Annotated in this window: 22 protein-coding genes and 1 pseudogene; 12 read left to right on the top strand and 11 right to left on the bottom strand. The window is 31.1% G+C overall.

Annotated elements, in window-relative coordinates:
- Window positions 1-174: 174 nt before the first annotated feature.
- The 5 genes from RH82_RS15100 (at window position 175) to RH82_RS15080 (ending at window position 5,040) form a co-directional block, all read left to right on the top strand.
- Window positions 175-1,131 carry a tetratricopeptide repeat protein gene (locus tag RH82_RS15100; protein WP_034061967.1) on the top strand — a complete coding sequence of 319 codons (957 nt, stop codon included), beginning with the start codon at window positions 175-177 and terminating at the stop codon, window positions 1,129-1,131.
- A gap of 196 nt (window positions 1,132-1,327) precedes the next feature.
- On the top strand, window positions 1,328-2,683 hold the full coding sequence (locus tag RH82_RS15095; RefSeq protein WP_034061965.1) for a UDP-N-acetylmuramate--L-alanine ligase: 1,356 nt from the start codon (window positions 1,328-1,330) through the stop codon (window positions 2,681-2,683).
- A gap of 46 nt (window positions 2,684-2,729) precedes the next feature.
- Entirely contained in the window at window positions 2,730-3,281 is a 552-nt protein-coding gene (locus RH82_RS15090) for a DUF922 domain-containing protein (RefSeq protein ID WP_034061964.1), read from the top strand.
- Window positions 3,282-3,310: 29 nt separating this feature from the next.
- Window positions 3,311-4,135: a sugar-binding protein gene (locus RH82_RS15085; RefSeq protein WP_052158376.1), complete on the top strand. Its 825-nt coding sequence runs from the start codon at window positions 3,311-3,313 to the stop codon at window positions 4,133-4,135.
- Window positions 4,136-4,392: 257 nt separating this feature from the next.
- The gene (locus RH82_RS15080; RefSeq protein ID WP_034061961.1) at window positions 4,393-5,040 is read left to right on the top strand and encodes a hypothetical protein; all 648 of its coding nucleotides are present in this window, start codon (window positions 4,393-4,395) and stop codon (window positions 5,038-5,040) included.
- A 324-nt stretch (window positions 5,041-5,364) separates the two neighbouring features.
- Here RH82_RS15080 and RH82_RS18955 read toward each other — a convergent pair.
- From RH82_RS18955 to RH82_RS15045, 7 genes and pseudogenes are all read right to left on the bottom strand, one after another.
- Window positions 5,365-6,084: pseudogene (locus RH82_RS18955) on the bottom strand (glycosyl hydrolase 53 family protein); the annotation flags it as partial.
- A gap of 32 nt (window positions 6,085-6,116) precedes the next feature.
- Complete coding sequence (locus RH82_RS19025; RefSeq protein ID WP_034061958.1) at window positions 6,117-6,443, bottom strand: glycosyl hydrolase 53 family protein; 327 nt, start codon at window positions 6,441-6,443, stop codon at window positions 6,117-6,119.
- A 383-nt stretch (window positions 6,444-6,826) separates the two neighbouring features.
- Entirely contained in the window at window positions 6,827-7,186 is a 360-nt protein-coding gene (locus tag RH82_RS15065; RefSeq protein ID WP_034061955.1) for a hypothetical protein, read from the bottom strand.
- 29 nt (window positions 7,187-7,215) lie between these two features.
- The gene (locus tag RH82_RS15060) at window positions 7,216-7,476 is read right to left on the bottom strand and encodes a hypothetical protein (RefSeq protein WP_034061952.1); all 261 of its coding nucleotides are present in this window, start codon (window positions 7,474-7,476) and stop codon (window positions 7,216-7,218) included.
- Entirely contained in the window at window positions 7,476-8,093 is a 618-nt protein-coding gene (locus RH82_RS15055) for an SIMPL domain-containing protein (protein WP_081979275.1), read from the bottom strand. Before RH82_RS15055 ends, RH82_RS15060 begins: the two co-directional genes overlap by 1 nt.
- A 61-nt stretch (window positions 8,094-8,154) precedes the next feature.
- A complete protein-coding gene (locus tag RH82_RS15050; RefSeq protein WP_034061948.1) occupies window positions 8,155-8,898 on the bottom strand; it encodes an alpha/beta hydrolase in 744 nt (247 codons plus the stop codon).
- Between the two features lie 37 nt (window positions 8,899-8,935).
- Window positions 8,936-9,535: an FMN-binding negative transcriptional regulator gene (locus RH82_RS15045; protein ID WP_034062079.1), complete on the bottom strand. Its 600-nt coding sequence runs from the start codon at window positions 9,533-9,535 to the stop codon at window positions 8,936-8,938.
- A gap of 192 nt (window positions 9,536-9,727) precedes the next feature.
- Here RH82_RS15045 and RH82_RS15040 point away from each other — a divergent pair, with 192 nt between their 5' ends.
- From RH82_RS15040 to RH82_RS17995, 6 genes are all read left to right on the top strand, one after another.
- A complete protein-coding gene (locus tag RH82_RS15040) occupies window positions 9,728-10,855 on the top strand; it encodes an FIST signal transduction protein (protein WP_034061947.1) in 1,128 nt (375 codons plus the stop codon).
- On the top strand, window positions 10,849-12,567 hold the full coding sequence (locus RH82_RS15035) for a PAS domain-containing hybrid sensor histidine kinase/response regulator (protein ID WP_052158375.1): 1,719 nt from the start codon (window positions 10,849-10,851) through the stop codon (window positions 12,565-12,567). The genes RH82_RS15040 and RH82_RS15035 overlap by 7 nt, the downstream gene beginning before the upstream one ends.
- Before the next feature lie 41 nt (window positions 12,568-12,608).
- On the top strand, window positions 12,609-13,307 hold the full coding sequence (radC, locus tag RH82_RS15030) for a RadC family protein (protein WP_034061946.1): 699 nt from the start codon (window positions 12,609-12,611) through the stop codon (window positions 13,305-13,307).
- A gap of 119 nt (window positions 13,308-13,426) precedes the next feature.
- On the top strand, window positions 13,427-14,734 hold the full coding sequence (locus RH82_RS15025; protein WP_034061944.1) for a polysaccharide deacetylase family protein: 1,308 nt from the start codon (window positions 13,427-13,429) through the stop codon (window positions 14,732-14,734).
- Window positions 14,731-15,417 (top strand): YjjG family noncanonical pyrimidine nucleotidase, encoded by a 687-nt coding sequence (locus RH82_RS15020; protein ID WP_034061943.1) that lies wholly within the window; start codon window positions 14,731-14,733, stop codon window positions 15,415-15,417. Before RH82_RS15025 ends, RH82_RS15020 begins: the two co-directional genes overlap by 4 nt.
- A 94-nt stretch (window positions 15,418-15,511) precedes the next feature.
- Complete coding sequence (locus RH82_RS17995) at window positions 15,512-16,357, top strand: hypothetical protein (RefSeq protein WP_052158374.1); 846 nt, start codon at window positions 15,512-15,514, stop codon at window positions 16,355-16,357.
- Here RH82_RS17995 and RH82_RS15010 read toward each other — a convergent pair.
- Window positions 16,354-17,631, bottom strand: a complete 1,278-nt coding sequence (locus RH82_RS15010) for a replication-associated recombination protein A (protein ID WP_034061942.1) — start codon at window positions 17,629-17,631, stop codon at window positions 16,354-16,356. The genes RH82_RS17995 and RH82_RS15010 overlap by 4 nt on opposite strands.
- Before the next feature lie 115 nt (window positions 17,632-17,746).
- On the opposite strand from RH82_RS15010, the gene RH82_RS15005 reads away from it, so the two are divergent.
- Window positions 17,747-18,556 (top strand): rhomboid family intramembrane serine protease, encoded by an 810-nt coding sequence (locus RH82_RS15005; RefSeq protein WP_034061939.1) that lies wholly within the window; start codon window positions 17,747-17,749, stop codon window positions 18,554-18,556.
- A gap of 3 nt (window positions 18,557-18,559) precedes the next feature.
- Here RH82_RS15005 and rlmB read toward each other — a convergent pair whose 3' ends face one another.
- From rlmB to RH82_RS18945, 3 genes are all read right to left on the bottom strand, one after another.
- On the bottom strand, window positions 18,560-19,294 hold the full coding sequence (gene rlmB / locus RH82_RS15000) for a 23S rRNA (guanosine(2251)-2'-O)-methyltransferase RlmB (RefSeq protein ID WP_034061937.1): 735 nt from the start codon (window positions 19,292-19,294) through the stop codon (window positions 18,560-18,562).
- Window positions 19,295-19,358: 64 nt separating this feature from the next.
- Window positions 19,359-19,661, bottom strand: a complete 303-nt coding sequence (locus RH82_RS18950; protein ID WP_241148083.1) for a T9SS type A sorting domain-containing protein — start codon at window positions 19,659-19,661, stop codon at window positions 19,359-19,361.
- 282 nt (window positions 19,662-19,943) lie between these two features.
- Entirely contained in the window at window positions 19,944-20,453 is a 510-nt protein-coding gene (locus RH82_RS18945) for an aryl-sulfate sulfotransferase (protein ID WP_241148082.1), read from the bottom strand.
- Window positions 20,454-20,475: the final 22 nt, after the last annotated feature.

The raw sequence follows: 20,475 nt of genomic DNA, 5'->3' as shown, positions 1-20,475 counted from the left end.
CCTTTTTTAATATTTTAAGCAATATAGATGCGAAGTCTAGTTTACAAAATACTAAATACGTGATGTAGCCGTTTGAATGAGTAAACTAAGCGTTTTTAAAAGTAACCCTTTTATTTTCCTTTTGAAAATCAAAAACAATACCAAATAGATTATTTTAGCATTAACTTATAAATTATGAAAAAAATATTACTTGTTTTCTTTATTCTCCCGCTGTTTTTATTAGGGCAAACAAGTATTTCTGATGCTGAAAGATTAATTAATAACAAAAATTTTTCTGATGCTGAAAAAGTCTTGAGTTTATATATAAATAAAAATCCAAACGATTTAAAAGCGACCGAACTATTGGGTGATGCTTATGGTCAACAAAAGAAGTGGGACAAAGCTATAAAACAGTATAAGCAGTTAGTAGAAGTAAAACCAAACGAAGCCAATTTCCATTACAAATATGGTGGCGCTTTAGGAATGAAAGCCTTAATTGTTAGTAAATTTAGTGCTTTAGGGATTATTGGAGATGTAAAAAGTGCTTTTTTAAAAGCAGCAGAACTCGATCCAAACCATATAGATACACGTTGGGCTTTAGTAGAACTATACATGCAATTGCCTGGTATTATTGGTGGAAGTAAAAGTAAAAGTTTTAAGTATGCTAACGAACTTGAAAACCTATCTAAAGTTGATGGCTATTTAGCTAAAGGTTATATTTATGAATATGATGATGAGCCAGAACTTGCAGAGGAATTCTATAAAAAGGCTATAACAGAAGGTGGTTCTATAACGTGTTTCGATAAGTTGACCAAGCTCTACGAAAAAGAAGGAAAATCTGAAGAAGCCATAACCAATCTAGAAGCAGCACATGTTAAACATAAGCGCAATGCTATGCATTACCAAATTGGAAAAGTGTGTGCAGATTACAACGTGCAGTTAGAAAAAGGTGAATTTTGCCTAAAAGTGTATATAGATAACTATAGTGCAAAAGATGGTGTCCCAAAAGCTTGGGCCTATTATCGATTAGCACAGATTTATAAACATAAGAAAAACAAAAAGGAAGCCGTAATTTGGATTGATAAAGCTATGGCAGATTTACCTGAAATTAAAGTTTTTAAGGAAGAGAAGGTTGCTATTGAACGTTTGTAGGCTCTCTAAATATGAAACGATTTGTTATTACAAACTTTTTCACTAGAAAAAAGCGTGGTAATCTGTTAAGTTGAAACATTGAAATCCAATTCAAGAGATTGCTACAGTCGTACTGCTTTCGCAATGACAACTTATCTAAAATTCACTTTAAAATTTAGCAATCTATTACTATCTTTGAATACTTCAAAACAAGAACATGAACGTACATTTTATAGCCATTGGAGGCAGTGCTATGCACAATCTCGCATTAGCATTACATAACAAAGGATACCAAGTAACAGGAAGCGACGATACTATTTTCGAGCCTTCAAAATCACGATTAGCAGCCAAAGGTTTATTGCCTGATGCTTTTGGATGGTTTACAGAGAAAATAACATCTCATTTAGACGCTATTGTTTTAGGTATGCACGCTAAAAATGATAATCCTGAGTTATTAAAAGCTCAAGAATTAGGCTTGAAAATCTACAGTTATCCAGAGTTTTTATACGAGCAGTCTAAACACAAAACAAGAGTTGTCATTGGTGGAAGCCATGGTAAAACCACAATAACTTCTATGATTTTGCACGTTATGCATTATCATGATCGTGATGTTGATTATATGGTTGGTGCACAATTAGAAGGTTTTGATGTTATGGTGAAGTTGACTGATGACAACGATTTTATTGTTCTAGAAGGCGACGAGTATTTAAGTTCACCAATAGACAGACGCCCAAAATTTCATCTTTACAAACCTAATATTGCATTATTAAGCGGTATTGCTTGGGATCATATTAATGTGTTTCCGACTTATGAAAATTACGTAGAGCAGTTTAGCATTTTTTTAGATTCTATAGTTCAAGGCGGAAGCATTAATTATAACGAAGAAGATGCTGAGGTTAAAAGAGTAGTGGAAGCCAGCGAAAATCAAATTAGAAAACTCGCATACAAAACACCAGAATACACAGTTGAAAATGGAGAAACTTTATTGGAAACTCCAGAAGGACCATTACCAATAGAAATCTTTGGGAAGCATAATTTAAACAATCTTGCAGGTGCAAAATGGATTTGCCAACATATGGGAATCGATGAAGATGATTTCTACGAAGCTATCGCAACGTTTAAAGGCGCAAGCAAAAGGCTAGAAAAAATAGCAGAAAGTAAAAACAGTGTCGCTTATAAGGATTTTGCGCATTCACCAAGTAAAGTAGAAGCGACTACAAATGCCGTAAAAGAGCAATACACAAACCGAACGTTAGTGGCGTGTTTAGAACTCCATACGTATAGTAGTTTAAATGCTGAGTTTTTAAAAGAATATAAAGGTGCATTAGATGCAGCAGATGTTGCCGTGGTTTTTTATTCTCCTCATGCTGTAGAAATTAAAAAATTGGAGGAAGTAACACATGAGCAAATTGCAAATGCTTTCCAACGTGACGATTTAATTATCTATACCAATCCAGACGATTTTAAAAACTTTTTGTTTTCTCAGAATTTTGATGATAAAGCTTTGCTATTAATGAGTTCTGGTAATTATGGAGGTTTAGATTTTGAGGCTTTGAAGGCTTTGATTGAATAGCGTTTTAAATAAGCTTAAGTATTTTCAATTATTAACGCAAAACTACATGAAATATTCAATCCTTATTTTTTTTATTGCTTTTCAGAATGTTGTTATTTCACAAGAAGAATCAACGATTTCATGGAAGCCAACATTAAAACTTTCATGGTTAGATTTTCAAGGTGAAGTTTCTCCAGATGTTTATGGAAAGGCAAATACAAGTTATAAAATTGAAATTGTTCCAGCAGATGTTTTGGTAGATGAACAGGATAACATCCAGGACTATGAAAAACTGACTGTCGATGCTCGCTTTTATAAGAAACAGTCATGGACTACAGTTTTAGTTTCGGATACAATTGTTTTAAACCATGAGCAGTTACATTTTGATATAGCAGAGCTTTTTGCACGGAAAGTTAGAAAACGGTTTAGGGAGCTGCAAAAAGAAAAAGAAGCTAGATTTTCAGTTTATTCTAAAGAATATGGGGTGCTATGGAGAGCTTGTAGAAAATATCAAAAACAATTTGATTTTGAAACTGATCACGGAAGAGCTCTCGATTTAAATAAAACTTGGAGCAATAAGATTAAAGAAGCATTGATAGTATTAGAAGCGTATAAATAAATTATTAAATTCTAATAACATTCTATAGCATGAACCCAAAAGCAATAGTATTCTTAAAATTTCTGTCACTTAGCCTTATTTTATCCTGTGGAAGTTGCAAGAAAGTTCAAACGGTAAATCAGAAACCTACTAATGCTTCAGTTCCTTGTCAAATAGATTCAGAATTTGCAGTATCGGAAGCTAAAGAAGACGGCTTTTTTAAAGCTCATAAATCAAAATCACCTATAGAAATAGATGGTTGCAGTAAAGATGCTATTTGGTCTAGTGCCGATTGGTACGCTATGAATTATTTGTGGATGGGTGATAAAGTAGATCCTACAGATTATCATGGACGATTTAAATTAGCTTGGGATAATCAGTATTTATATATTTTGGTAGAAGTAATAGACCAGACATTAAGTCCTACGCTTGTAAATGGTATCGATAACTATTGGAAAGGCGATTATGTGGAAGTCTTTATTGATGAAGACAAATCTGGAGGAAATCACAAGTTTAACCATCAAGCTTTTGCTTATCATGTGTCTACGGAAGGTCATGCCATTGATAAAAACACGTTAGAAAAAACTGTTTTTTTCGATGATCATATTGAAGTTGCTCGCTCACAGGAAGGGAACACTCATATTTGGGAAATGTCCATTAAACTTTTTGACAATCAATTTAACGAAAATAGCACTACTAATACTCCTGTCAAAATCTCTGCGCAAAAAAGTATTGGTTTTTCAATTGCCTATGGCGATAACGATGGCAATAATATCCGAGAGCACTTTATAGGTTCAAAAAAGACACACGGAAATAATAATGATGATGGTTATATAAATTCAGATGTATTTGGCAGCATATTATTTGTTGAGTAATTATTTATATAATAATACTATATTGTATTTCTATTGTTTGTTGTTTGTTGTTCGTTTTTCTTTGGTGATAAAATCATTTTTATACTGAAAAAAGTTCAAAGAAGTGTTTTATTACATCGTTTGACTATTTTTTTGATTAGTTGAGGTTTGGACAATAAACCAAAAACACTTCCGGTTTAATTGTGACTTAATCTAAAATCTATACTACTATTCGAAGCATAATTACATTTTACTAATTCATTCAAAAAACCACATTTATGAAACGTATTATTTTGTTATTATGCATTATTGTATTTACTTTTTCTTGTTCTTCTGATGATAATGAAGCACAAACAACACAACCGCCAGAATCTAATTTTTATGCACTAACCGTTGGTAATTCTTGGGTTTATAAAAATTTTCAGTATAACCCTAATACAATGGGATATGACGAGACGACAATTATAGACGCCGTAATTATTACTGGCACCGAAACAATAAGCGGTGAGACTTATTATAAGTTTAAAACTACGACTACTGGCAATACGACGGCGATTCCTTATTTTAATGCTAATGGAGAGCAATTTATGTTTCTTAGAGAATTGTTTGGCGATTTAGTTAACGAAACGGGTGATGTAGTCTATACTAATAATAACTATGAAGAACGTTTGGTAGCCGAGAATAGTTGGGGAAATATTTATGATAAACTTAAAACTAATATTCAAGAAGTAACTGTTGGTGCAGGTACGTTTAACTGTTTAGATATGGAACGTTATGCTAAATCTCCAGATAATACACAGACTTTTCCTGCATTAGACCATTTTTATTATTCAGAAGGTATTGGTTTAGTTTCAGATTCATCATCATTTGTGTCACAAAGTAATCCTGCTGGAATAAGACGTTTAGAGTCTTATAATGTGCAGTAGTGAAACCTTTTCATTCATTTTTACTAAAACAAACGAATCAAAAGTATTCAGTTTAATATTTATAAGTGGTGGATTGAAATTAAACTTGTGTTGACAGCGCTAGAAATAATAACAGAGAGTGTTTTATGGTCTAAAAAAGCAGAAAGTAAAGGAGCGATAAACGAAAGGAATTAAACGTATTATTTTTATGAAATGTCGTTTAACGTTTGCTGCTAAGTACTAATATAACAAAAAGGTACTGTGTTAAGGACATTCGACAGAATTTCCTTAAAAATTAGTAAACACTCCCTAGTCCTGAATGATATACTGTGTTGCCATTAGTTTTTATTCAATTATAAATGCTTTCAATACTGGCAAAGTTTTATTTTCAAAATCAAATATTGCTTGATTTTCCCAAGGAGAAGCATCTGTGGCTTGGTTTCCTTTCCAAGCAATTAATTCGGCTCCCCAATAACAAAACCCTATTCCATTATCGACTTCTTTGGTTAGTGTTTTAATTTGATTGATGAATTGTCTCTGACCTTCAATTGATGCTGGATATTCGGGTAAAATGAGATGCTCATCTAAACCGACAATATTATTTGTCCAAGCATTCCATTCAAGTGTAAATGGGTAAGCTGTTTCAGCAATCAAGATTTCCTTAGTATAGGTTTTACTTAAATATTGCATTTTTGTTTTTAAGTTATTTAAAGATTTTCCGTGCCATTTTGGATAATACGATAAGCCAATAATATCATAATCTAAAACATTTACTTGATTAAAGAACCAATCAGAGCGATCGATACCAGCAAAATGTAAAACTATTTTGGTGTCATTTGAACTTGCTCTTACTGCTGTAATTCCCATAGTTAGTAATTCTTTAAATTGCTGATTATTATTTGAAATATGACCATACGGATGAAGAAATCCAGAATTTATTTCATTACTAATCTGAATATAATCAGGCTGTAACTTGGTCATCACATTTTTAGTATAATTGTACACGCAGTCTTTTAATTGATTAAAACTTATCCCTTGCCATTGCGTGTGCGTTTATTGATGCCCAGGGTCTGCCCAAGTATCAGAATAATGAAGCGTTAACCAAGTTTTAAAGCCATTAGCTTTTTAGTTTGAGAAAATTGTTTTACTTCATTAAATCCAGAGTGTTCATTAATTGGGTTTACCCAAAGCTTCAATCTAACAGTATTTATTCCATTTTCTTTAAGTATGCTTAGAAAAGTATTTTGATTTCCATTAAAATCATAGAAAACTGGATTTGAATTGGATATTTCAGGATAACCTGAAATATCAACAGCAGAAATAAATTTTAAATGTTCATTATCTGGAATAAGTGAATTAGCATCATCTTTATTGCAGGAAACAAAAAGTAGAAGCGTTATAACTATTTGGATTATTCTATTCATTTTGTAAATTACTAGCGATGTCTTGTTGATCTGAAATCGTTTAATACTGAAATAAGTTCAGCACAAGTGCTTTATAAAACACGTTAAACGAAGTTAATATTTTTTTTATATACTTAAGTTCATAAACTGACTAAAAAACACCTGAATAGGCTCTTGGTGAGCACGGACTAAATCAACGCTTACAGTTTTAATTCCCTTTGGTTTTTGTCTTGAGAAAGCAAAAATTTGGCTTCACATGAGTCAATTTTAATCTCAAACGTTTTTATATAGTTGAGGTTGGCATCTAATCTTGAATTATTAGCATCCAACACATATTTATAGTCCCAAATTTGAGGTAGTTAAGGCGTTGCTAGGGTAGTTAAATTCCTGATAAATTTTATGATTTATTTTCGTTTCAATTCAAATGTTACCCATAAATTATATTCAGCACTTCTAAGAGGAGTATTAGATTCTGTCTCAAATAGATTATTTCTACCATCTAATAGTTTTAAAAATTTTATAAATCGTCTACCACTGTCTGTATCTTTATCATATCTATCATAAATGTAAGATGATTCAGTTGTGTCATCATCAATATTTAATACTTTATTTATTTTGTAATTTAGATGATTTGCTATCATTTTCGCTCGTGTTGTCGCATGGTTAAAAGCCGAAATGGCATTTACATCCTCATCTTCAAATTTATGTTCAGGAATTTTATAGTAAATCTTTTCAATATTAATTTTAAGATTGCTAACAAGCACTAATAGCTGATCAAATAGATCTTGATTTTTTACTTCAATGCTATATTTCTTTTTTTTGTATTTGGCATGTTTATAGGAACTAGTCCTTTTTTTATTCCTAAAACTTTAATAGAATCTGATAGTCTCAGTTTTTTGCTTTTCAAATCACTTTCCGAAAACGATACAATTACACCATTGGCTTCAGCACTTGACGAATAAGCTGCTTTGCCAAGTACTTTAATAGTTATGGTTTGAGCATTAGATAAGCTTAATGAAATGAATACAAATACAAGAAGAATATAAAATTTCATTAGTCAATTAATTTATAAGAAATAGATATTTTATATGCTTTGGTTATTGAAGCTTCTTTTGATTCGTATATAGTTTTATCAAAATCATTAGATTTCACCTCAATGTTTAAAATTTTCCCAAGCTTCATGTTTATTTTATTACAGATCGTTTTCGCTTTTCTATTAGCGTCTTCAATGGCTTTTAAACTTAAGTCAGTTTCTATATTATCATTTGATAAATCAAATAAATATTTAATTTCAGATACTCTAAATCCATCAATTTTTATTGAAGTTAATGCATCAATTGAATTAAGATCTGTATCAATAAAGAAGTTTTTCGAATCTACTCTATTATAATTACCTCTTTTTTTAAAAGACTGATTAATGTCAGTGTCATTAATCCCTATTTTTTTTACAGTAGTGATGAAATCATTATAAACATCATTATAAGATTTACTTTCAGTTTTTCGATTTTTATTTTCCTTAAGTTCACTAATAGAAAAGTATACTCTTGATTTATGGGCTTTTAATTCTTTTTTAGAGTTTCCAATTATTCTAATAAATCTTTCAGTCGATTGCGCATTAATGTTTAAAGCCATGAATAGCAATAAAGAAGTCGTAAAAATTATTTTTTTCATATTTATTAATTTAACAGTTTGGTTTAGATTTACTTTTCTTTGGTATCCGATTAAAGTTAGTTTAAATAGTCTCCTTAAACCAATCTAATATTTGCTGTTGCAAATACTCATGTTCGCTTAAAATATAAGAGCCATGTTTGTCTCCTGATGCAATTTCTACTTTTTTAGAACCTGTAGTTTTAGAAAATAGCTCATGAGCCCATAAAGCACGTTTACCATTTTGTTCTTTTTTTGAAGCAATATGAAAGGCGTTTTTTAATTTTAATTCTTTTGTCGAACTACTTAAATTTTGAACCGCTTCTGTTTTTGCTGAAATAGAAACTACAGACTTAATATTATAGTCTTTCGAGGCTGCTGCAACACAGGCTAAATTTGCACCAACCGAAGCTCCAATAATTCCAATACGATGAGAATCGATTTCTTTTTGGTTTTCAAGAAATGTAATTGCAGCTAAAAGATCTAAAGGTGCCCGATTTGGATTATTAAATAAATCATAGAGATCTCCTTTGTCTTTACTAGATTTTCCGTGAATGCGAATATCGTAGGCTAGAACAGCATAACCTTTAGCTAATAAATTATTCCATAATTTAAGCGATTTCCATTCTTCACGGGAGCTTCCTCCTTGATGAATTAATATAATAGCAGGAATAGATTTGCTTTCTGTTTTTGGTATTTCAAAAGTAGCACTAATTGTAATACTGTCTCTTGTTTTAAAAGTAATTTCTTGTGTTTTGGCCTCGGTTTGAGCACTGCTATTAAACGCTATAAATAGAAAAGGAAGTAATTTTATTATTATGTTTTTCATTTTAAAAATAAATTTAATTCGTTAATTCTGTTTGAGCCTAATTAAAAACGTTATCTAAAAAGGCCTTAATATTCTCCTGATTTGTACGCGCTAACTCAGCTCTTGCATTTCTAATATCTTTAGGATGTTTGTCTTGAGACAATTTAAATTTACCTTCCCAAGATTCAATATCAATCTCAAATAGTTTTATATAGTTAAGGTTAGCATCTAATCTTGGATTATTAGCATCTAAAACATAGTTGTGATCAGGAGCTTCTAGGAATTCAGTCATTTTAATAAGTGATTCTTTTAAAGCTTCAGTACTTTCTATAGCTTTTACTTTACCTTTTAAATGCACGCGAATATAGTTCCAGGTTGGTAATTGCGTAGTGCTATAAATACTTGGTGAAATATAGCATTGCGGTCCGTAAAAGAGGATGGTTAAGTCGTTATTGTCTTTTAGTAATACGGTTTGAGGATTGTAGATATCGATGTGTCCTATCAGCTTTTCATCATCTTCACGAAAAATTAACGGCAGATGTGTAATTAAAGGCGCATTATCTTTTACAGAGATTATAGTGGCCAATGGATAAGCTTTAATTACTTCAATAATGTGATTTCTATCGTTGTCTTGATGATGTTTCGGTGGGTATTTCATTAGCTGAAAATTGTTTTTATAATGTAATTTAGATGTTTTTTGTTTAAAATTTGCAATGTGGTCAAAATTCAAAATATTTGTAAAGTTATTACTTTAATTGCAGACTCTTTATTTAGGCTAAAAGTTGTAAAATATTGTAAATCATCGATTAAATGCCTATTTTCATGTTTTAATGTCCAAATAGTTACATCTATGAAAGTAAAGCAACTATCCTTAGACGAGAGAAATTGGTCACAAAGGTTAAAGTCAATTTGTTTTGAACCGAACTTATTTCTCTTATTCGTTTCTCCAGATTTTAATTGTACAAATCAAGTTTTAGAGGTTTTAAACAAAAATTTTACAGATGCTATACTTGTGGGTTGCTCAACTGCTGGGGAAATTTCTAATATTACAGTTAGCGATAAGACAATTTCATTGACCGCCATTAAATTAGAAAAAACAAGAATTAAAAAAGTGTCATTCGAAATTAGAGATAAGAATTATAGTGAAATTGCTGGAAAAGAAATTGCTAGTAAACTTATTGAAGAAAACTTAAAGCATGTAATGATTTTTAGCGAAGGCCTTAATGTTAATGGAGCAGATTTGGTATCTGGCCTAAAATCTAAACTACCTAATATTAGTATTACTGGTGGTTTAGCAGCAGATGGTTCAAATTTCATTAAAACTTTTGTTATCAATAATAACAAGATGCAAGACAATACAATTGTTGGACTAGGTCTTTATGGTAATTATCTAAAAGTTGGTTTTAGTTCAAAAAGTGGCTGGGATAGTTTTGGAATTGAGCGTTTGGTTACAAAATCTAAAAAAAATGTATTGTATGAATTGGATGGGTATCCTGCGTTAGAACTTTATAAATCCTTTTTAGGAGATGAAGCAAATAATCTACCGAGTTCAGGACTATTATTTCCTTTAAGTATGAGGAATAATGAAAACACTCCACCGGTTATAAGAACTATTTTAGGCATTAGTGAAGACGAACAAAGCTTAACTTTTGCAGGTAATATAGCCGAAGGTTCTTATGTGAGATTAATGAAAGCAAATATAGATAGATTAATAAGTGGAGCAGAAGATTCTGCGATTTTAGCAAATAAAAATGCAAATGAATCTTCAGACTTGGCAATACTTATTAGTTGTGTAGGAAGAAGATTGGTTTTAAAGCAATTAGTGGAAGAAGAGATTGAGGTTGTAAGAGAGGTGCTTGGGGAAAAACCAAGTATTACAGGATTTTACTCCTATGGAGAGATTGCTCCATTTGGTGCGTTTTCTCCTTGTGAACTACATAATCAAACCATGACTATTACAACACTTACAGAATGTTAAAAAAAGAGTTTCATAGATTATTAAAAAGACAACTGAAGAAGTCTAATTTAAACCTAGCAGATAATCCTGCTCTTGAAGAATTTTTATATAGTGTAGATCAAGCTTATAAAAGTTTTGATAAAGACATTATTCACAAAGAAAATATTCTTGAACAAAGTTCTAAGGAACTGTTTACTGCAAATAAAAAACTTAGAAAAGAAATAGATCAATCTAATACAAAGTTAGAAAATCTAGTTGATAATGTTGGTGGAATTATCTTTGAAACCGACCTTGAAGGTCACTTTACTTTTTTAAATAATGCTTGGGAAAAATACTCAGGATTTTCAATTAAAGAATCTTTAGGTAGAAATTATCGCGACTTTCTTATAAATGATAATTTAGAGGGCAAAGATTTAGAAAAATTATTTTCACTAAAACAAGATAAATCAAAATCCATTTTTAAGTATAGTGTTAAAGATAAAATTCTTTGGTTTGAAGTTAAATATAAGCTAATTAGAGATGTTGATGGTTATGCCACTGGATTTATTGGCACATTAACTGAGGTTACAAATTTAAAAGAGATTGAAATAAAATTACAAAAGGCAAGTAAAGCTAAAGATCAATTTCTGTCTACAATGTCGCACGAAATTAGAACACCTTTAAATGCCGTTACTGGTTTGGCGAATATTTTATTAATGGAAGACCACATGCCAGATCAGTCTGAAAACTTGAAAGGTCTTAAATATTCTGGAGAACATTTGTTAGGCTTAATTAATGATTTGCTGGATTTTGATAAAATTAATTCAGGTAAAATTAACATAGTAGAGAAAAACTTCAGGCTAAATTATTTTTTAGATACCATTGGAGAGCACTATTCTTTGGTAGCAGAAAAAAAAGGAATCCAATTTAGGGTTGAAAAAATGAATGAATTGCCAGATATTATTAAAGGTGATAAACTTAAATTAACTCAAATAATAAAAAACCTTTTAAGTAATTCTTTAAAGTTTACAAAGCATGGTAATATTCGTTTAGTCGTTACTAATTTAGGACTCGAAGAAAATAAAATAGCATTAGAATTTAAAGTTGTCGATACTGGTATAGGCATTTCAAAAAGTAAGCAAGGCATAATCTTTGAAAGTTTTATGCAAGCGAATTCAGACACTTCAATTAAATATGGAGGCACTGGCTTAGGACTTTCAATTAGCAGGAAGTTATTAGAGATTCAAAACAGTGAATTAATTGTAGAAAGCACGCTAGGTGAAGGTTCTTCATTCTCCTTTATTATTAAATTTAAAATTAGTAATAGATTAAGTGCTTTTGAACCTTTAATGCTGCAAAAGCAACCAAATTATGAGCCATTAAATATGAGTGTCTTAATTGCTGAAGATAATAAAATGAATGTACTCATTCTAAAAAGGTTTTTTATGAAGTGGAAAATAAAATATACAATTGCAAGGAATGGCGAGGAAGTTCTAAAATATTTTAGCAATCCAGATTTTAGTGTAGATGTAATTTTAATGGACCTTCAAATGCCAATTTTAGATGGCTATGAAACAACAAAAATAATTAGAAATTTTTCAGATGTAGAAAAATCAAAAACGCCAATTATTGCTTTAACGGCATTTGCACAAACAGATATAAAGGAAAAAACGCTAGAACATAAAATGAACGGGTTTATGGGCAAACCTTTTAATCCAGAAAAATTACATGCATTACTCAAATCTTTTTGCTGATTTTTTTTAACAATACGCTAATAATTATGTAGCTTTATATAATGGCTAAAAAGGACTCTTCATTTTCAATAAAAAACTGGTCTCAAGACGATCAACCGCGAGAGAAGTTACGAGACAAAGGTAAAGCTGCGTTGAGTGATACAGAACTTGTGGCTATATTAATTGGTTCTGGTAATCGTGAAGAAAGTGCAGTAGCTTTATGCAAACGCATTTTAGCAAGTGTGGATAATAACTTAAGCGAATTAGGTAAGTTATCTATTAAAAAGCTTACTGCGTTTAAGGGTATTGGTGAAGCGAAAGCGATTTCTATTGTTGCAGCTCTAGAGTTAGGAAGACGAAGAAGAGGAGGAGAGGCTTTAGAACGAAAAAAAATTACATCTAGTAAATCGGTTTTTGAACTTATGCAACCTGTAATTGGAGACTTGCCTCATGAGGAATTTTGGATTGTGTATTTAAACAATTCGAATAAAATCATTCAGAAAAACCAATTAAGCAAAGGTGGAATAACAGGCACTTTAGTAGATGTCCGCTTAGCACTTAAAACAGCTTTAGAAGTTGGCGCTATAGGTATTATTTTAGCACACAATCATCCTTCGGGAACCTTAAAACCAAGTCAAGCAGATAAGGATCTTACATTAAAATTAAAAACAGCAGGACAAAGTTTAGATATCAAAGTACTAGACCATTTAATTATTACTGAAAGTGCTTATTTTAGCTTTGCTGATGAAAATATTCTTTAGATTATCAAATCCCAAAAATTAAAAACTATATCCCAAAAAATAATGCTGAAACAATTATAGTTTTTCGACGATTGCGGTTGGAATTTGGTATTTTTAACTTTTGGAATTTACAATAGCCTATGTTATTAGTTTATACACATAAAATTACACCAAGATTACGTTACACGTTTAAGCAAATTTGTACTCGAATTTTAGGTATACCAGTTAGTTTTACCACTAAAGTTGAAGATTTTATAGCTCACAGTAGCTTAAAAATGTCATACACTAGACAGCCTTTAGGTAAAGAGTTTTTTATTCGTTCTCACGATCTGCTTTTCGAACAAGGCTTAAGCGATGTAGAAACCAAAGTAAGTGTTTGGGAAGATACAAAATGCTTTTTTCCAAATGGAGAGCAAAGTGCATTACCATTCGATATTTTTGCAGCCTCTTTTTATTTATTAAGTCGTTACGAAGAGTATTTGCCTCATGTAAAAGATGAGTTTGGACGTTTTACAGCTGAAGAAAGCCTAGCATTTAATAATGGGTTTTTAAGACAGCCTGTTGTCGATATTTGGGCGTTTAAATTCAGGGAAGCTTTAGAGGATCAATTTTCGAAATTTTTATTTCCAGAACGACAATTTAAAATTACTCCTGTAATAGATGTCCCAAATGCATATAGTTATAAATTGAAAAGTATAATGCGAACTATTGGTGGTACATTTAATGATCTATTTCGCTTTAGACTTAAAGATATATATAAACGCTATTCTGTAATATTTGGTTTTCAAAATGACCCTTACGATACTTTCAATTATATTATTAATAAACAAAAACAGGTTAAAGATAAGTTTATATTCTTTTTTTTAATTGGCGATTTTTCAACTTATGATAAGAATATAAATGCGCAAAAAAGCAAATTCATTTCACTTATAAAAGAAGTAGGAGATTACTCTAAAATTGGGCTAAAAGCCTCTTATTTTGCCCTAGACAATTTATCTATTCTTAAAACCGAAAAGTTGAGAATGGAATCTATAATAAATCAAGATTTATGTGCTTCGAGACAATCTTATTCTAAACTAAATTTACCAGAATCTTACAGAAACCTTGTGGAATTAGAAATCCCAGAAGACTTTACAATGGGTTATATTAACCATATTGGTTTTAGAGCCGGTACTTGTACGCCGTTTTTCTTTTTCGATTTGGATTACGAAATCCAAACACCCTTGCGCATTAACACGTATCATGTACTCGATTACGCTTTGTTAAAATACCAATCGTCTTTAGACAAAAAAATGCACCTAAATCAAATAATTAAATCCGTTAAAAATGTCAATGGCGAGTTTGTTTCTGTGTTTCATAATTATACCTTTGGTACATCAGAAACATGGAAAGATTACAAGGAGTTTTTCAATATAATATTAGAGTCTACCAATGAAACGAACACATGAAAAGTAAAATAACAGATATCTTTTTCGACTTGGACCACACGCTTTGGGATTTCGATAAAAATTCAGCTTTAACCTTTGAAATTATTTTTGAAAAGAATAATGTTGACATAGATTTAGAACGCTTCACTAAGGTATATCAGCCAATAAATTTAAAATATTGGAAATTATATAGAGATGAGAAAGTGTCTAAAGAGAATTTACGCTATGGTAGACTTAAAGATACTTTTGATGTTTTAAATATTGTTGTTCTTGACGATGTCATCCATCAATTGTCAATAGACTACATTGATTATTTAACGACACATAATCATGTTTTTGACGGTACCATTGAAATTTTAGACTATTTAAAATCCAAATATAAATTACATATTATAACCAACGGTTTTGAGGAAGTGCAACAAGTAAAATTAGATAAATCTAATATTGCACATTATTTCGATACTGTTACTAGCTCTGAGGCGGTAGGTGTGAAAAAACCAAACCCTAAAGTATTTAATCATGCTTTAAAATTGGCTAATATTACAAAAGAAAATGGTATTATGATTGGTGATAATTACGAAGCGGATATACTTGGTGCTTTAAACATTGGCTTAGATGCAATTTGCTATAATTACCATAATGTGGTTTTAGAAAATGAAATAAAAGAAGTCAAGCATTTACTGGATTTAAAGAACTATTTATAATATTATTATGAAACGAGGATGTTCAAAGCCTTGATCACTCAAGAGAATAGTGAACAGCATTTGATTGTTTTTTTTTAAAAACCCTTATAAACACATGAAAAACACAGTATTAATTTTATTTACTTTAGTCGCTTTAACTTCCGTTTCTGCTCAACAAAGTTTAAACGATTATAAGTATATAATCATCCCTAAAAAGTTTGATTTTTTAAAGGAAGCAGATCAATATAAAATTAATTCACTCACGAAATTTCTTTTCGAAAAGTATAATTTTGAAGCTATATTGGAAGATGAAACGTTCCCTAGTGATTACGGTAAAAATAATTGTTTAGGTTTAAAAGCAGATGTTTTAAAAGATTCTAATATGTTTAAGACAAAGCTGTCTGTACAATTAAGAAATTGTAAAAATGAACTAATTTTTACTAGTGCTCAAGGAGAATCTAGAGAGAAAAATTATAAAGTTGCATACAATCAAGCTTTAAGAAGTGCTTTTAAAAGTATTGAAAAGACTAACTATAGTTATAATCCTGAAAATGCAATAACTGCTAACGACGCGGTTGAAGTAATACAAGAGGAGCAGAAGGAAATCGAGAAATTAAAAGATGAAATTAAAGTCTTAAAAAACGAAAAAGTAGTAGTTGTGGAAAATGCTCCTAAAGTACTTTTAATAAAAACGAAAGAAAAACAGGAGGAGGATACCCAGGAAATTCTGGAATTTAATAATAGTAGATTAATAGCAGAAGCTATTCCTAAAAGTGGGCTTACTTATAATCTATTAAATAGTAATGGAGATAAAATTTACACCATTTTATTTTCAGGTAAAACAGATTTGTATATAGTAAAAGATAGAGATGCTATAATTTACAAGCTAAACGGAAAATGGGTTATTGCCGAAGCAAAAGGAAATGATTTAAAATTAATGGCCTTGGATATTAAATTTTAATAGTCATACTTTTCTTTCCAACGTGCTTTTAAAAATTCCCGTTGCGCATGTTCTCTGGCATTATTTCCAGGGTCGTAAAGTTTGGTGTCAATAATTTCTTTTGGTAAAAATTCCTGTGAGATAAAATTATTATCGTAGTTGTGTGAATACTTATAGTTTTCACCATAACCAATCTCTTGCATTAGTTTTGTAGGTGCATTTCTAATCGCTAAAGGTACAGATAGATCTCCAGTTTGTTTTACTAGTTGTTGCGCATTACCAATAGCCATATAAGCAGCATTGCTTTTTGGTGAACAAGCTAAATAGGTTGCGCATTGGCTTAATATTATTCTGGATTCTGGGTAACCAATTGTTGAGACTGCTTGAAACGTTGTATTGGCCATCACCAAGGCTGTTGGGTTGGCATTACCAATATCTTCGCTGGCTAAAATGAGTAGTCGTCTTGCAATAAATTTCACATCCTCACCACCTTCAACCATTCTTGCTAAATAATAAACTGCTGCATTAGGGTCGCTTCCACGAATAGATTTTATAAAAGCCGAAACAATATCGTAATGTTGCTCGCCAGTTTTATCATAACGAACAGTATTGTTTTGCACGTTCTCTAAAACCGATGCATTAGTGATCGTTATTTTATCGGATGGATCAGAATTTACTATGAGCTCGAAAATATTAAGTAACTTTCTAGCATCACCACCAGACAGCCTCAATAATGCATCTGTTTCTTTAAGTTTTATCTTCTTTTTAGATATGAGCTCATCATTTTCTATTGCACGTTTTAAAAGCACTTCTAAATCCTTTTTTTCAAACGGTTTTAATACATAAACCTGACAACGTGACAATAATGCCGGAATAACTTCAAAACTTGGATTTTCTGTTGTAGCACCAATTAAAGTTACCCAACCTTTTTCTACCGCTTGTAAAAGCGAATCTTGTTGAGATTTGCTAAATCGGTGAATTTCATCTATAAACAAAATTGGATTTTTGGAAGTAAACAAGCCGCCACTTTGTTTTGCTTTTTCAATCACTTCGCGAACATCTTTAACACCAGAACTAATGGCACTTAAGGTGTAAAAAGGTCTACCAGAAGTTTCGGCAATAATATTTGCGAGAGTTGTTTTACCTATTCCTGGAGGTCCCCAAAAAATCATCGAAGCTATCATGCCTAGATTAATTTGTTTGGTTAGCGTGCCATTTTCACCAACTAAATGTGCTTGGCTAACGTAATCTGCTAGTATTTTGGGTCTTAATCTTTCGGCTAAAGGAATATTCATAAAGTAAAATTAAACATTTTTTTATGTTATTTTGAAGTCTTTTGTAATTCTTATTTAACTGACATTGTATCACCATTTTTAAAAATGGATTACAAATTGCTATATTTATATAAATATGAAAAAACAAGAACAGGCTTTCACCTATACTTTAGATACCCTTTTGTATCCGCTACTATTTGTACTATTAATTTGGCTGGTTTTTGCAATCGAAATCCGTTTTGGTTTGCGTTTCAATAAATATGGCGTATATCCTCAAACATTAAAAGGCTTACGAGGTATCTTATTTAGTCCGTTTATTCATTCTGGAATTAAGCATTTGTATTCTAATACCATTCCTTTATTTGTGCTGTCTTCGGCATTATTTTATTTCTATAGACCTATTGCTTTCAAAGTGGTTATCTACGGTATTTTAATCTCTGGATTTATAACTTGGTTAATAGGAAGACCGTCTTATCATATTGGAGCAAGTGGATTAATCTATGTGTTATTTAGTTTCAATTTCTTTAAAGGTATTTTTGCTAGACATTATCGATTAATAGCTTTATCGTTAATAGTCGTATTTCTTTATGGAAGTATGTTTATGTATGCTTTTCCTATAGATGAGCAAATTTCTTGGGAAGGGCACACCGCAGGTTTGATAACGGGATTAATTTTTGCTTTCATTTTCAGGAAAGATATTTCAAAACCAAAAAAATATGTTTGGGAAGAACCGAATTATAATGAAGAAGAAGATGAATTTTTAAAGCATTTTGATGAAAATGGAAACTTTATTGACACTAGTGAAACTGATGATAAAATTGTACTTGAATCTGAAATGTTATTAGAACAATTAAATAGTTCTAATACGAAAATAGACATACAAGGAAAATCTACTATTCATTATATTTTTAAAGAAAACAAAGAAAAACTATCTACTGAAGACTGATTATTATCTTCGTTGTCTTACAGCTTCATACAAAAACGCACCACAAGCAACAGAAACATTTAGAGACTCAATTTCACCTAATAATGGTAGTTTAGCTTTAGCATCTACAAGTTTTAACACAGAAGGATTAATTCCACGTCCTTCGCTTCCCATTATAATAGCACAAGGCTCTTTAAATGAAATATCGAAAATAGTGTCTTCAGTTTTTTCTGTAGCTGCAATTACCTTTATGCCACTAGCTTGCATATGGAACATGGCATCTTTAATATGATCAACTTTACAAATTGGCACTTTAAATACTGCACCAGCACTCGTTTTTATGGTATCTCCATTAATGGGAGCACCACCCTTTTTTTGTACTATAATACCATGGACACCTGTACATTCGGCAGTTCTAATAATGGCACCAAAATTTCTAACATCACTAATTTGATCTAACAATATAAATAGAGGAGTGGCACCACTTTCTATTGTTTTTTCAACCAATGCATCTAAATCATGAAATTCAATTGGAGAAATCTGTGCCACAACACCTTGATGGTTGTTTTTTGTTAATCTGTTTAACTTTTCTATAGGAACGTAAGATGAATTGATTCCTTTCTGTCTCAAGAGCGCTTCCAATTCATTAAATAACTCGCCTTTAAGGCCTTTTTGTAAAAAAACCTTGTCTACTGTTTCTTTTGCATTAATTGCTTCAATTACTGCTCTTAAACCAAATATTTGTGTGCTATTTTCCATTGTGGTAAAGGTATAAAAAAGAGCCTGATATAAATCAGGCTCTGCGTTATATATTGCGTAATAATTAATCTTTCAATATTTTTTTAGTAAATGAACCTTCATCAGTGCTTATTTTAACTAAATAAAAACCAGAGACTAATTTTCCAAACTTAATATTTTTGGTATTTGTTACTCTCTTTAACAACTGTCCAAATAGTGTATACACCTCTATACTTTTTATTTCTTTTGAATATTCAATGGTTAAATTATCGACCACTGGATTTGGGGATAGTTTAATACTAGCTTCATCCAAAGGATTTTCATTAATACTAAGTAAATTACAATTGCTTAAATCTGGATTTGTTTCTACAGGATCACCAGGTATCATACTTTTTCCTACAAACGCAGGGTAATCTAATGGAAAATTTTTAGCTCTAAAGGTAAAATTTAAGGAGCCAATATCTCCTTGAGATAAAATACCAGTTGCAGAATCTGGATTGGCGTATACCCAAACTATAGTGTTATTAGTGTCAATCTCAAGAAAATAGCCAGAATCACCATCACAAATTAATGTGTTACCATTAGGTAAACGTTGGCCACTTGAAAGGATTGACGAAAATAAATCTGTAGGTGTTGGTGAAGTATAATTCCATTCTGATGCGCTTGGCCCTTAGCCTGATGTATTATTGTAAGAATATACACCTGGAGAACTTACAAGTTGGTTAATTATTTCTAGAGAAGAATATCCAACAGTATTACCGTTGTTAAATAGCATAATTTTTCCTCCATCTGTGAAAGTATCTGGAATCCAATGCGGATAATGCTGACCATCTAATGTCTTATCTGTATAATCTCCTTTATTATAATCTGCTATATTTCCCCATCTATAAAGTAAATCCCCTCCTTTACCATATATACCACCAGTATGTAATGCCGCTTCTTGAGTTGTTGTAGAATGGTCAATAATAAATATTTCGCTTAGTTTTCGACTACTTAAAAGGATTTGATCTAAACTCTCATTATATTGTAAAGAATTAAAATGTAACCAGTTTGCTACTGGGGTATCACCGTTAACAAAGTTGAAAATTAAAATTTTCGGATTGTCTTGAACAACACCAAAATTATCTTTCGTACTGTCAAAACCTTGAATAAGATGATCCTTTATGTTCCATTCCCACACAATATTAACTCCTACATTGCCA

It is taken from the genome of Lacinutrix jangbogonensis (assembly GCF_000797445.1).
Lineage (GTDB): Bacteria > Bacteroidota > Bacteroidia > Flavobacteriales > Flavobacteriaceae > Lacinutrix > Lacinutrix jangbogonensis.
Note: the sequence above shows the minus strand (reverse complement) of the source record. Positions and strands in the feature narration are given on the sequence as shown.